Here is a 13,283-nt window from a genome sequence, read left to right as displayed (position 1 = left end):
CAAGCTTGACCATAATTAGGAGTAAAAAATTATGATTTTGGAAATGGGCAACTATTATCTATCCTCAAATCATTTCTATTTTTGTTGGTTTAATTTTTATGTCAAAAGTTAATTATTATTAATTTTATTTACTTTATTTTTTAATTTAACCATCATATCATTTATGTTACAATCAGCAATGCAAGCTCAATTCATTGAAAGTCTGTCTCAAATAAAATTATCTTCTAAAATCGTATTTATCGATGCAGGTGTAGAAAATTACCAAAGTTTAATGACGCAAAGTTTGCCAGATATAGAAGTAATTTTAATCCCTACAAATAGAGATGGCATAGAACAAATTACAGAAGTTTTGCGGCATCGTCAAGATATAGATACGGTTCATCTAGTTTCTCATGGTTCACCCGGCTGTTTATATCTCGGTAATACTCAACTGAATTTGGAGACTTTAAATAAATATGGGAATTCCTTAAAACAATGGTTTTCGGTAACTAATCCTAATTTACTTTTGTATGGCTGTAATGTAGCCGCAGGTAATGTCGGAAAGGAATTCGTCAAGAAACTGCATCAATTAACAGAGGCAAATATCAGGGCTTCAGCAACTCCTACGGGAAATGCAAAATTAGGAGGAAATTGGGAGTTAGAGGTGACAGTTGGGGCAAATTGCCTTTCGTCTCTTGCCTTTAATCTTGAAAGTTTAAAAGACTATTCTTCAGTTTTATTAACTCCTGTCTTAGTGGGTACTTATGATACTCCGGGCTATGCCAGGAATGTACAAGTAGTAAACAATTTAGCTTACGTTGCTGATTATCGTTCAGGATTACAAATTATTGACATCACCAACCCCGCCTCGCCAGTTTTAAAAGGAACTTACTCGGGCAATGCTTGGAATGTACAAGTAGTAGGAAATTTAGCTTATGTTAAGGAACTTATAATACTTCTAATGCGGCTGTGGATGTGCAAGTGGTGAATAATTGGGTTTATGTTGCTGATTACAATGCAGGACTACAAATATTTGATGTTGGTACAAAGCTTTTATTGACGGGCACGGCAAATATTAACGGTACAGGTAACAACGGCAATAATGGATTGACGGGCAATAGTGGTAATAATATTTTATCGGGTGGCAATGGCAATGATATTTATTTTTTTAATGCTTCAAGCTCATTAGGAAGCGATACCATTATTGAAACCACCACAGGCGGTATCGATACCCTCGATTTTACCGGCACCACTGGCAATGTTAATATTAATTTAGGAATTAGCAGCACTCAAACCGTTGTAAGCAGTGCGGAACTCGTTCCGCACCCCAATCAACTTCAATTAACGCTTTCTGCTGGTAATGTTCTTGAAAATCTCCTTGGTGGGAGTAGCGAAGATTGCCTGATTGGGAATAGCCTTAATAACACTATAACTGGGGGTGCTGGCAATGATACTCTTTTGGGTGGCGGTGGTAATGATAGTTTGATTGAAGGTGCTGGCAATGATATTTTGACTGGAGGTACAGGTAATGATAAATTTATCTACCAAACTCGACGAGCTTTTGAGACTGGTGATGTGGGTATTGATGTGGTCAGCGACTTTACCAGTGGTTCTGATAAAATTGTCCTGAGCAAAGCAACTTTTACAGCACTTAGCAGTATTGTGGGAAATAATATTAGTGCCAGTGATTTTGCTGTAGTGGTGGATGATGCCAATGCTGCCTCTTCGAATGCTTTGATAGTTTATTGTAGTAGCACAGGAAGCCTTTACTACAATCAAAATGGTTCGGCATCTGGTTTAGGCACAGGAGCAGAGTTTATCGATTTGCCTTCTTTAGCGGCTGATGGAAAAAATTTAACTGTGGCAGATTTCGCTATTATAGCTTAGATAGAAAAAGCTTACCGGCTATAAAAGTTAGCTTGTGATTTAGTTATGCTGCGTAAGTCCTAATAAGCTATTTTTTGGCTCTTTTTTACTTTTCATGGGAATCAACGCTTATGAATTCTAGAGAGGGTTCGACAGGCACCATCTAACTACGATTTTAAAAAAAAATGTTATAGTAAATTTATACGTTAAATCAAATTAATTTAGTTAACAATCAAAACTTACCAAGTTGCTAAAATCGGTTAGAAGTGCCAAAAACGCTACTAACATTTTCAAAAAACCATAAAAAAGCTGGTTTGCCTTATGGCTTTTTCGGCATCGTGGGGAAAAATGTTCACATAGATACAAAATAGTCTATGGTGGGTTACTGCACGGATCAAAAGTTATCACTTTCTTATCAAAATCATCGTCGCGCCTAACCCACCCTACAATTGATAACCTTTTCTTATCACCGCAAGGACGGGAGAGCCTAAAAGATGACAGCCGGCAAAACAAAATTTTCAAGACACGATTTTTTATCTAGTGTCTAAAATCTCGTTTTTCAAAAAGTTTAGTTTTAACAAGTTTGAGCGTCTTTTTTTGTTTAAATAATTTTAAATTCTTTGCAAGCTATTTGTTTTCATTCTATCTCTTTACAGTTAGCTTGATAGTTCAGTGTGGAGTGGGGAGCCTTTTTAAATCAATCATTAAATTTTTAAAGTTAGAAAAAGCGATGCTTAAGGAGAAACTATATTATGACTCATTTTCTCTTACAACAAAATACTTTTAACATTTCTTCACGCATTAAAGAACGTCTCGAGCAAGGGGAATTGTCTTTAACTCAGAGCAAAGAGTTTCAAGATTTTTTGCAAGAAGTTGATACAGAACTTTTGCACCATCGTATTATTACTGACAATCTATATACAGCCTGGTTTAGCCAAGGAGCGGCGACTGATAGAGAATTACGCCATTTTATTCAACAATTTTCGGTTTTTTCGAATCAATTTCTGATTGCCGCTCTTTTAAAAGTGATTAATGCCCCTACCTTAATGCAGTCCCGCGCTAGTCGTGAGATTTTAATGAATGAGTTAGGTGTGATTTATCGTAAGTCAAACCCGCTAGAGACAACAACAGAAAACGATTTTGAAAGCGAAGCCGCTTTATTTAGCACGGAAGGAACCGTAGATGGCGGAATTTATCGCTTTAAAGCCGCCCATTTTGAATGGTTGTTTGAAGCGGCTCAGAGTTTAGGGTTAACATTTGATGAGATTGGTAAACGTCAGCACGGACGACCAACCACTCTACACTTTTGTGATGAATTGATTCGATTGTATGGTAGTGACGATGCCAATATTGCACAAGGGGCAAGCTTTGCCGTAGAAAATTGGGCCGCTGCGGGTTTTTGGCAGCAATTAGAAGATGGTTTGACTTTGATTAAACACAAAAGACATCCTCAGTTACGCTTGGCTTTTTTTACTTGGCATAATCGCGTAGAAGGACAACACGCAGGTCATACTTTAGAAGAACTCGAAGCGGCTTATTTTCAACCTAATTTTGACCGAGTGAAATTTTTACGAGGAGGCAAAGAGATTAATGATGCCATCGCCGTTTTTTGGGATGGGTTGAATGATGACCGTCTTAACTCGGTTTATTTATAAATCTTGTTCCCTGTTCACACAGATAACTTTAATAAATACCTACTTAGGAGATAATTATGAATCTCATCAATTTAAGTAAAAGTTTTAATTGTACGGCTGACTATTTTCTAGAAAAAATCAAGGGCATCAATTTAGAGCGATTGGAAAAATATTTTAGTCAGCTTCCGGCTGACCCTTACTTATCCGGAAATTACCGCTTTCGCCGATTATCTCATCTGAAAATCGTTAAAAATCAACTTATTAAGTTAAATTCACTTCCGTTTTATCAATCAAAAGATGATAATCCTCTATTAGGCAATGTGGCCAGAATTTATCCTGAACTAGATGATCGCTTAATTACTATACCAGATTTTCAGAAAATTACTCAACTGTTTTTCGAGTTTTGTCAACTGTGTACTAATATCAATGAAATAGGCATTCACCAAATTAGAATAACCACATCAAATCAGCAAATTGGCGCACCGGCACCGGAAGGAATTCATCGAGATGGTGTTGATTTAGTGGGGATATTTTGTGTTAAAAGAAAAGACATTGAAGGGGGTATTACTAATTTATATAAAGCAAAAGATGAACAACCAATTTTCAGCAGAATTTTGCAGCCTGGCGAATTTTTAATTTTTAATGATCATCAATTTTTCCATTATACTTCAGCTATTACGGCTTTAAACTCAGGTCTTCGGGATGTATTTGTGTTTACTTGCCCTGGATCATTCGCTCCTGATAGCTCATATTCTACTGTTTCTAGGAATTGACAATGAAATCTCTCAATTTAGAATGGATAAGGTCACAATTTCCCTCCATAACCCACGAAATTAACGGTCAACTTCGAATTTTTTTTGACGGGCCAGGCGGCACTCAAGTCCCATACAGCGTCATAGAAGCCATGAGTCAATACTTAATTGAATCAAATGCTAATGCTCATGGGGCTTTTGCCACCAGTCGGCGGACTGATAGGCTCATTAGTGCGGCTCGTGAGGCGATGGCTGATTTTTTGGGATGTAGTCCGGATGAGGTAATTTTTGGCGCAAACATGACCTCGCTTACCTTGGCTTTTAGTCGAGCATTTGCCCGTCAATTGCAACCGGGGGACGAAATTGTGGTAACAAGGCTCGATCATTATGCTAATGTTTCGCCCTGGGTAGCGTTAGAAGATCAGGGTATTGTAATTCGCCAAGTGGATTTTAATCCTGATGATTGTACGTTAGATCTCACTGAGATGGAACAGCAGATTAATGAACGTACCCGCTTAGTGGCGGTGGGATATGCTTCCAATGCGGTTGGTACGATTAATGATATAGCTACCATTGTGCGGCTTGCTCATCGGGTTGGGGCGATGGTTTTTGTAGATGCAGTTCACTATGCACCACATGGACCAATTGATGTGGGAGTTTTAGATTGTGACTTTTTAGTTTGCTCAAGCTATAAGTTTTTTGGACCTCATGTTGGGATACTATACGGTAAACGAGAACATCTTGCTCGTCTAACTCCTTTTAAGGTACAACCTGCACCGAATAGCATTCCTGAACGTTGGGAAACTGGGACTCTTAATTATGAAGGACTTGCTGGAGTGGTAGCAACCATCGATTATTTAACTAAATTGGGAAATTTTGTGGATGCCTCCGTTCCCCATCGTCGTGCGGCTTTAGTGGCTGCGATGACGGCTTGCCAGCAATACGAACAGCAATTGAGTGAACTGTTAATTGATGGGTTACACCAAATTCCGAATGTAAAAGTTTATGGAATTACAAACCTTGCCCAGTTGGCTTGGCGAACACCGACTGTCGGTATAACAATTTCAGGACAAAAGCCTCATCACATAGCACAAAGGTTAGGAGAGTTTAATATTTTTACCTGGCATGGCAATTTTTATGCACTCGGTGTTACAGAAAAATTAGGTTTAGAAAATACAGGAGGCTTGTTACGAATCGGGCTAGTTCATTACAATAATTCTGATGAAATTCAACAACTATTGAAAACTTTAAGAGAGTGTTGATAAAGTAGGGTGTGTTAGCGAAGCGTAACGCACCTAAATCTATATTGAGCGGCTGCATTACGACATGATAAAAACCGTTATTTATGAGCCAATAATTAAAAAATTAGGACTTACGCACCATAACCAAATCATAAAGGTTTGAGATTCCTCGCTCGCTTGGGACATAAACCGCGTTCGGAATGACATAAACCGCGCTCGGAGTGCGTAACTCCTAAAAATATAAAATTTCAATCAAGGACTCGAATTTTCTAAAATCTCTTGCCCCATTAATAGACAGCTAGTATTAGGAGAATTGTAATAAATTAACCTCATACGATATTGAGCTTTATAAATATAACCCCAAACTTCAAGCACTTGAAATGTTTGTTGTTGATTAGCGGGATTTTTTAAAGAAGGAAGTTCTTTAACTTTAGGATCAATTTGGATTCGATTATCGCCACCTACATGAAAGTTAAGAAGTTTACCAGCTTGACTAATGGCATTGCTCGAGCATTTAATCGTATTAGCATTGGCTAGATTGCTACTCAGCAAGGTGTAAAATAGCAATAAATAAAATAGAATTTTCATAGAATTACCTGGGGTATAATACCTAAAATATACAGGGTAAGTTGGGAGATATTCATTAAAATTAACATTTCAAACCTTTCTTTCAGCAGAATTACCTTCGAAGATAAAATTAAAATGTGGGTCATCTAGAAGAGATTCCGTTAAAATATTAGCGATTTTTTGAGCAGGTCTTGAAAAATTTGTCAACATAATTGATTGGATTGAGTTAACATTAATGATTATTAGCCTTATCAAAAAACTAGAAAATTAAAATTTGTTCCCTGTTCCCTATTCCTTGTTCCCTTGCCAAACAGTTAACTATTATTTTGTCTAGGTATTTATATAGAGAAACAACCTGAAAATTACGTCTGGCTGAATAACAAAGATGAAACTAATAATTAAAACTATCTCGACATTAATGATGATTGCTGCTTTAATTGTACAATTCATTAATGTTTATGCTATTTTAAATCATCAAAAACTTCCTTTTTTTATGATAGTAATTTTTTGGGTTGCTGGACTAGGTTTATTGATCCATTTAATAGAAGCAATTTTAGCATTTTTTTATGGATTATTTTACCGAAAAAATTCCGTTAAATTGGGGATTTATATTTTTTTTACAGGAACAATCAGTTTGTTAGAACTCTTTGGTATTAATCCTGATTTTAAAAATTAATTGGCTTTAACTACTTTAAAAGCCGCTCCAAATAAAGCTGCTGATGCTATTCCTAATAAAGTTAAGGGTTCAGGCACAGAGGTAACGGTTATATTATCTATTAATAAGGCGGAATTGACGGCTGTATCTCCTCCGCTAGTTTTATCTACATCTACTACTCCAAATCCTGAAGTTAAAGTTAAACAAGTCCATTTAAACATGAGTTTTATAGCTCCTTAAAAAATTAACTTAAAACACTAAACTTTTAGATAGCAATGATAAAGTCACTACTGTCTAATTCGAGGGTTTCGGTTAAGGTGGCAAACAGACCTACTGTTCCCGATCCACTGGCATTACCATTTTGATTATACAATACATTACCAGTAGATAAGTTGTAAATAATTAAAGCCGATTCAGTTGAACTTATAGCGGCTTCCTCAGCAGCATTAACATTAATAATGGCGAATTCCGAAGCTTGTAAATTACTGCCAACAGCACTAGATAAAGCGGCAAAAGAAAGCTTACTTAAGACAATCTTATCACTGCCCTTTGTAAAATCTGCTATGGTATCTATCCCAAAACTATTTACGGCAAAAACTGTCCCGCTTCCAAACAAAATTTGATCGACTCCTTCGCCACCAATGTTTGTCAATCAGTTTTACGTAATTTTATTTAATAAATATTAAAATTTATTAACGATAGAGATTTGTCTATAAAAGAACCGAGGAAGTTAAGAAATGTTTAAAACCTGAAAGCTTGCCCTATTTACTAAATTGGTAAGTTCTAGACTTACCAAGCCTAGTGATTAACTACCCCAAGCCGCAGAGCAATCCGCTTATATTTGTTGGCATTGTAGGGCATTCCTGTATGCATAACTTGGGAATTATCCCAAAATACAATATCTCCAGGTTGCCAAATATGAGCATAGACTGGCGTACAATCCAATATAGTTGCGAACAAATCGTTCCAATACAGTTGTGCTTCTTGAGGTTTGTCTTCTAGCCCCTGAAGAATCGAAGTGCTTGAACCTAAATATAATCCTTTGCGCCCTGTTATTTTGTGAGTAGAAACTATTGGATGTAATTTTCGGGGGATGTCCTCCCCGGGTGGTGGAGTAATCGGTGAGAGGTGATACATCGACTGTTTTTCTAATTGCTGCCGATGTTGACGCTCAAGATTTTGGTAAGCTTCCATCATATCCAGAAAGTTAGTAGTATGAGGTTCTCCATCGATTCCTTCGGCAGGAATTTCTACGCCATAAAGCATCACTACATAGAGAGCATTCATGTCCAATCCCTCCGTTTTGGGGAGATGGTCTTTGTCATGATGCCACACCCAAGCAAATTTGCCCACAACTTCCTGAGTCAGTCCTTTAGGATTACCTAAAATGGAAACACCTGGACTTTGTAAAGCTGGATCAATTTCTGGGTCGAAAGGCTTAGGGCGACGACCAAGGTTAGTGTCACCAAAGGTTTTAATCGCAAAGTCCTTTAACTGGGAGGCTGTTAGTTTTTGCTTTCTGACCACAATAACTCCCTGTTCCCAGAGAGATTGTTTTAATGATTGGACTTGTGGCATAGTTAAATGTGCAAGATCACAATCTTGTAGAATTTCTTTGCCTAGTCTTGAATGCTGCTGTACGGTTAACAATTGATTTATCCTAGAATCATTTCTCCTAAATTATAGTTAAAATGATTATAAGGACGTAAACATAAATAAAAAACTCTGTAATTAAGTTCCTAGCTTCATAGATTTAAAAGTTAAAACCAGTGCGAATGTGTCCAACCCATTGAGTATCGTTACGGTTGTCACCTTCTGGGTTAAGAATGGCCCAAAAACCCGGAGTAATAGCAATATGATCATTGAGTTGCCAACGATAGAAAACTTCAATATGGTAAGGAGTATTACAGTCACGCTTCAGGTCGCTATGGCTTACTGTCGGCGGAATTCCTAAGAGAATGCCAGGTAAATTCCCTTCTCCTCCAATATCGGGGAAAGTGAATGAAATCGCGGCATTCCAAAAATCCGCCTCATCGCCTTTACTGACCGTTAAAGGAATAGTACCGCCGACACCATCACTAATATTGCTGATGCCTTTGCTATTAGCATTAGCTTGATAGTAACCAATCCACCCATGAATAAAAAAATTATCCCCTAAGCGCACATAACCTTGAAGATTATAAGAGTCACTGCTCGTAGCAATGTTATTACCAAAAGGTTGAATCGCGTTCAGAGTGCCATTATCTCCTGTGAGGTCCACTTGTCCTGCTGGGCCATAAGTATGAGAATAAGCCAACCCGACCCCCGCCCCAGGTACATAATAAGCTAATTGAGCTAAAACATGGTAACCTTCGTTGAAAAAGCCATTGCCCGCTATAGTATTGTTAATATTCGTGGATAGATATCCTATTGTCAGGATCAGATCATGGGCATTAGGATCGCTTGGACCAATACTGGCCCCCTCAATTAAACCAAGTATATTCCAATTTAAAGCGCCTCCGCCACCACCTCGGCGATAGAGAGGATTATATTCTCCAAAGCGTGAGGGAATCCCTCGACTATCATCAGGAATTGAAGGGGGAGTTAAGGTATCGGTAATATCTGTATAACCGACACCTACCGGTCCAACGGTTAACTGAAGATTATTCGTCAGAAGTCTGCGGTAGAGAAGGTGAGTGGCAAAAACTTGATTGTTGGAGTCATCGTCATAATTAAATCGAGTCATGTTTGTGCCAGTTACTTCGCTTGTGGGAATTAAATCACCCACTTGTAGACGGGTTCTCAGTAAGTCTTGTCCGTTAAAACTCGTTTCCAAATTCAGACGAATCCGATAACCAAAGCGTGTTTGTGATTGGTCTTCATCAGTGCCTACTTTATTGCCAAAGGTATCATCCACAGACCAAATGATTTGGGTAAAAAGTTTGGTTGTGGTTGAAAATTGATGGTCTTCGAGAAAGGCGACGCGATTTTCTAGATTATCTAGTTTTGTGTCTAATATTGCTAGTTCTTGTTTAAACTCTTCGCTTAATCGCTTGAATGTTTCGAGATCTTCTCGTGATACCGTCAAGTTATTTTGTAGCTGTGTTTCAAGACTATTGAGACAGTTATTCAAGGCGGCGGCAAATTCCCAGCGTGTCAAGGCCATATCTCCTCGATAAAGATTATTCGGATAATGCGGAACGAGTTCCGCACCCCAGCCTACGAGACAGCCATAACGTTCAACAAGAGAGCGTAAAGCTTGATATGCCCATTGTGTCGGTTCAACGTCCCGTAATTGAGACACTGAAGGAACTTTAGACATGGAGCTAACAGTTGGATCAGGTTGCCAACTCATAGGAGGTAATGAATTGGCATTGTTGATATTTGTCATTGAATTGCCCTGTATTTGAGCAAAACTTGGTGTAGCAATTCCCAGAAAGCAATTCAGCCAAACTAGGCTATTAATCCAACTTTTTCGCCATTTATTGTTAAGCAGAGGGGGATTTTGGCTCATTTTTTTCCTCACACAAGATTATTAAAAACTGATGGCTGATTGCTAAGCACTAAGTACCTGGACATAAATAAAGCACTTTATGTTAAGAAATGTAAAAACCTTGAAAGTCTTACCTGTTCCCTGTTCCCTGCTTGCACTGAGCTTGTCGAAGTGTTCCCTGTTCCCAGATCCGGTGATCACACAGTTAACTTTAATTTTGTCCAGGTAGTTATATGGGATTTTTAAAGGCTATATATTACATTTCTTCAAGTTCTTTACCTTTTGTTTCTTGAATAAAAAACCAGACAAAGAAGAAGGAAATTGCCGCAGCTATTCCATATAAAGCATAGGCGGAGCCTAATCCAACCGTTGTTAGTAACGGGGGAAAAGTCGTAGAAACAATAAAGTTAGCTACCCACTGAATTGAAGCGGCAACGGCCAAAGCACTCGCGCGAATTTTATTATTAAAAATTTCTCCTAATAATACCCAAACGACCGGACCCCATGAAAAGCCAAAACAAAAGACATAAAGATTAGCCGCTACTAGAGCGAGCGTTCCCGTCGTTCCTGAGAGGGTAGGTTGGCCGTTAATAATGGGAGCATTATTAAAAGTGATCGCCATTATCCCCAAGGTAATTGTCATACCTAATGAACCTAGCAGAAGTAACGGTCTGCGGCCGAATTTATCAACAACAGCGATGGCTATCAAGGTGGTGACAATATTCGTCGCACCGGTAATTACCGTAATCCAAAGCGAATCTTGTTCGCTAAAACCAACCGCTTGCCATAAAATGCTACTGTAATAAAAAATTACATTAATCCCGACAAACTGCTGAAGTAATGAAAGTCCTATCCCCACCCAAACAATCGGTAAAAGTCCTCCGTTTCTACTCAACAAATCTGATAGCTTAGGCTTACGTTCTCTCAGTACCGTCTCCCTAATTTCGCTGATTTTCGTTTGTACATCTCCGCCAATCACCTTCGCTAAAACTGTTGCCGCTTCCTCTTCTTTTTTCTGAGCTACTAAATATCGAGGGGACTCAGGAATTATTAAGCCTCCAATACCGTATAGCAGTGCAGGTGGGATTTCACTCCAAAACATCCATCGCCAAGCACTGACACCAAATAACCAGGGATTTCCAGCCGAGCCGGCGGCTAAGGCAATCGCATAGTCACACAACAAGGCGATAAAAATACCAATGACGATCGCTAGTTGCTGAAGCGACCCTAATCTACCCCGCAAATGAGCCGGAGAAACTTCGGCAATATAGGCAGGAGCAATGACACTAGCCGCTCCTACTCCAATTCCTCCCACAACTCGCCACAAGATAAAATCCCAGATGCCAAAAGCCGCACCTGCACCGATAGCACTAATGGTAAACAAAACCGAAGCAACGATCATTGTTTTAATACGCCCAAAGCGGTCAGCAATCGGTCCTGCATAAAAAGCTCCTACTGCGGAGCCGAGTAATGCCAAGGATACGGCTAAACCAATGGTCCAAGAGGTCGCATTGAAAGCTTGATACAATGCTTTAATCGCACCGTTGATAATGGCTGTATCAAATCCGAATAAAAAACCACCGAGCGCGGCGGTACAGGCAATCAAAAGGGTAAAAGATTGATTGGCTTTCGGATAAACTTTAGCTTGATTCTCAATCATAATTTAAGTTTCCTCACTGCAAACCCAAAACAATTTTGCCGACTATAAAAATTAAGACAATTCATTCACTACGCTCTAATTGTCAGTATTTTTTGGCGACTAAATTTTTAAAAAAATTATATTTTGACAATTATTTTTTTTAAAGTATAGGATTACTTTAAATTAATGCTTAATGCATTTTTTTATTATCGAGTGTATGATAATTTCTATTTAAGGACTTCTACTGGCTTTAGAGCATCTTACTTAAGAAGTAATTTTTCCTTTGTCTTTTTTACTTCTTTACTTCAATACTTAACAACATATTAAGTGGAATGAGCCGCCGAAAATTGTAATAAAAATTAACAGTTCTCGGTTCACACAGTTAACTTTTTTAGCTAAGCAACTAAACTAAATTTAGTCAGGTTTTTCCCATGAAAGCAATAAAATAGGAGCGGCTCAAACCCCCATAGCATTACGTATCGCTAAAGCCGGATTATATCGCCAGCGATCTCCTGCATGAGCATATAAAGCTGTGGTTTCCGGATCACGATGTCCAAGTAAATCCTGTACCTGCCTTAAAGATACACCAGCCCACAAGGCCAGTGTCCCGCAGGTATGACGTAACGAATGAGCGCTCAATTTGCGCGGTGAACAAATAAAGAGATCATCAAAATCATCATGATCAACTTGATGTTCGTCTAGGTTATTGTTCTTCCAGCCGTTAATTTTCAGATACTTATCGACAATTCTGGCTATTGAACGACGAGTTAAGCGGCTACCCTTGTTTCTTGTCAAAGATGTAAAAAGAGGAGTGTCTGCTTTAAGAATTTCACCGGCTTTTTTGCGAGCTTTGAGATATTTTTGCAGCAATTGAGCCAAATCTGGAGTTAAAGGCACAATCCGACGTGAACGCTTCCCCTGTACATTTAATCCTAAATCCTCATTTCTTTTGATGATATCGCCGACATTTAATCGATACAGTTCAACTGTTCTACATCCCTGCCATACCATGATTTCGATCAGAGCGCGATCGCGCAGCGAAGGCAAAGAATCATCATTTGGCAAACTTTCTATGAGTTGTTTTGCCTCAGTCAGGTCCAGGTAATTGTTGTGGGTAGCTGGATCATAAGATTGTGTGGGGGGTTTAACATCGGTAGCCGGATTAGCCGCGATGAATCCTTGTTTGGTGGCCATGGTATAGAAGCGGCGCACCACCGTTAATTTTAAGGCCACGGAAGCGGGTTTATACTTTTTAGTTTTGAGCAAATACTGCCTATATGAACAAATTGTGCCCTCTGTAGCACACATAGGAGAAATGGCCTTAATTTTGCACCAAGTCAAAAACTGCTTGAGGGCAGCCGAGTAGGTTTTCAGCGTGTCATCAGCAGGGTTCCCATTAGCAATATTCAGGTGTTCTATAGGATCAAAAAGGGAACCGGTTTCATCTGGGGGAGTAGGAAAAAAGGAGAGCATTTTTT

The 13,283-nt window shown here is 38.7% G+C and carries 13 protein-coding genes; 6 read left to right on the top strand and 7 right to left on the bottom strand.

The genetic code is table 11. The features are described from left to right. The first annotated feature begins 163 nt into the window (after positions 1-163). The 5 genes from CYAN7822_RS35350 to CYAN7822_RS29065 all read left to right on the top strand — a co-directional run bounded on the left by CYAN7822_RS35350 (position 164) and on the right by CYAN7822_RS29065 (position 5,493). Positions 164-967, top strand: coding sequence for a DUF4347 domain-containing protein (locus tag CYAN7822_RS35350; protein WP_013334553.1), 804 nt, complete (start codon positions 164-166; stop codon positions 965-967). Then, positions 964-1,866: a M10 family metallopeptidase C-terminal domain-containing protein gene (locus CYAN7822_RS29080; RefSeq protein ID WP_245602815.1), complete on the top strand. Its 903-nt coding sequence runs from the start codon at positions 964-966 to the stop codon at positions 1,864-1,866. Before CYAN7822_RS35350 ends, CYAN7822_RS29080 begins: the two co-directional genes overlap by 4 nt. 731 nt (positions 1,867-2,597) lie before the next feature. Further along, positions 2,598-3,500: a hypothetical protein gene (locus tag CYAN7822_RS29075; protein WP_013334551.1), complete on the top strand. Its 903-nt coding sequence runs from the start codon at positions 2,598-2,600 to the stop codon at positions 3,498-3,500. Positions 3,501-3,556: 56 nt separating this feature from the next. Then, complete coding sequence (locus tag CYAN7822_RS29070; protein WP_013334550.1) at positions 3,557-4,252, top strand: 2OG-Fe dioxygenase family protein; 696 nt, start codon at positions 3,557-3,559, stop codon at positions 4,250-4,252. 2 nt (positions 4,253-4,254) lie between these two features. Then, positions 4,255-5,493, top strand: a complete 1,239-nt coding sequence (locus tag CYAN7822_RS29065; protein ID WP_013334549.1) for a cysteine desulfurase-like protein — start codon at positions 4,255-4,257, stop codon at positions 5,491-5,493. Between the two features lie 231 nt (positions 5,494-5,724). Here the strand turns inward: CYAN7822_RS29065 and CYAN7822_RS29060 are convergent, their stop codons facing one another. After that, positions 5,725-6,060, bottom strand: coding sequence for a hypothetical protein (locus CYAN7822_RS29060; protein ID WP_013334548.1), 336 nt, complete (start codon positions 6,058-6,060; stop codon positions 5,725-5,727). 397 nt (positions 6,061-6,457) lie between these two features. Between CYAN7822_RS29060 and CYAN7822_RS29055 the strand changes: the two genes are divergently transcribed. Then, positions 6,458-6,715 (top strand): hypothetical protein, encoded by a 258-nt coding sequence (locus CYAN7822_RS29055; RefSeq protein WP_157871979.1) that lies wholly within the window; start codon positions 6,458-6,460, stop codon positions 6,713-6,715. Here the strand turns inward: CYAN7822_RS29055 and CYAN7822_RS29050 are convergent. From CYAN7822_RS29050 to CYAN7822_RS29025, 6 genes are all read right to left on the bottom strand, one after another. Then, on the bottom strand, positions 6,712-6,915 hold the full coding sequence (locus CYAN7822_RS29050) for a PEP-CTERM sorting domain-containing protein (RefSeq protein WP_013334546.1): 204 nt from the start codon (positions 6,913-6,915) through the stop codon (positions 6,712-6,714). The genes CYAN7822_RS29055 and CYAN7822_RS29050 overlap by 4 nt on opposite strands. Positions 6,916-6,959: 44 nt before the next feature. Beyond that, positions 6,960-7,346: a hypothetical protein gene (locus CYAN7822_RS29045; protein ID WP_041934082.1), complete on the bottom strand. Its 387-nt coding sequence runs from the start codon at positions 7,344-7,346 to the stop codon at positions 6,960-6,962. A gap of 146 nt (positions 7,347-7,492) precedes the next feature. Next, positions 7,493-8,344 (bottom strand): TauD/TfdA dioxygenase family protein, encoded by an 852-nt coding sequence (locus CYAN7822_RS36295; RefSeq protein ID WP_013334545.1) that lies wholly within the window; start codon positions 8,342-8,344, stop codon positions 7,493-7,495. Positions 8,345-8,447: 103 nt separating this feature from the next. Continuing rightward, positions 8,448-10,187: an iron uptake porin gene (locus CYAN7822_RS29035; protein WP_013334544.1), complete on the bottom strand. Its 1,740-nt coding sequence runs from the start codon at positions 10,185-10,187 to the stop codon at positions 8,448-8,450. 235 nt (positions 10,188-10,422) lie between these two features. Further along, positions 10,423-11,826 (bottom strand): sugar porter family MFS transporter, encoded by a 1,404-nt coding sequence (locus CYAN7822_RS29030; protein WP_013334543.1) that lies wholly within the window; start codon positions 11,824-11,826, stop codon positions 10,423-10,425. A 435-nt stretch (positions 11,827-12,261) separates the two neighbouring features. Further along, positions 12,262-13,278 (bottom strand): tyrosine-type recombinase/integrase, encoded by a 1,017-nt coding sequence (locus CYAN7822_RS29025; RefSeq protein WP_013334542.1) that lies wholly within the window; start codon positions 13,276-13,278, stop codon positions 12,262-12,264. Positions 13,279-13,283 lie beyond the last annotated feature (5 nt).

It is taken from the genome of Gloeothece verrucosa PCC 7822 (assembly GCF_000147335.1).
Lineage (GTDB): Bacteria > Cyanobacteriota > Cyanobacteriia > Cyanobacteriales > Microcystaceae > Gloeothece > Gloeothece verrucosa.
This window is presented reverse-complemented; position numbering and strand designations above follow the sequence as displayed.

Coding starts and splice junctions, on each gene's coding strand:
- CYAN7822_RS35350 (WP_013334553.1), top strand. CDS start 164: ATGTTACAATCAGCAATGCAAGCTCAATTCATTGAAAGTCTGTCTCAA.
- CYAN7822_RS29075 (WP_013334551.1), top strand. CDS start 2,598: ATGACTCATTTTCTCTTACAACAAAATACTTTTAACATTTCTTCACGC.
- CYAN7822_RS29070 (WP_013334550.1), top strand. CDS start 3,557: ATGAATCTCATCAATTTAAGTAAAAGTTTTAATTGTACGGCTGACTAT.
- CYAN7822_RS29065 (WP_013334549.1), top strand. CDS start 4,255: ATGAAATCTCTCAATTTAGAATGGATAAGGTCACAATTTCCCTCCATA.
- CYAN7822_RS29060 (WP_013334548.1), bottom strand. CDS start 6,060: ATGAAAATTCTATTTTATTTATTGCTATTTTACACCTTGCTGAGTAGC.
- CYAN7822_RS29055 (WP_157871979.1), top strand. CDS start 6,458: ATGATGATTGCTGCTTTAATTGTACAATTCATTAATGTTTATGCTATT.
- CYAN7822_RS29050 (WP_013334546.1), bottom strand. CDS start 6,915: ATGTTTAAATGGACTTGTTTAACTTTAACTTCAGGATTTGGAGTAGTA.
- CYAN7822_RS29035 (WP_013334544.1), bottom strand. CDS start 10,187: ATGAGCCAAAATCCCCCTCTGCTTAACAATAAATGGCGAAAAAGTTGG.
- CYAN7822_RS29030 (WP_013334543.1), bottom strand. CDS start 11,826: ATGATTGAGAATCAAGCTAAAGTTTATCCGAAAGCCAATCAATCTTTT.
- CYAN7822_RS29025 (WP_013334542.1), bottom strand. CDS start 13,278: ATGCTCTCCTTTTTTCCTACTCCCCCAGATGAAACCGGTTCCCTTTTT.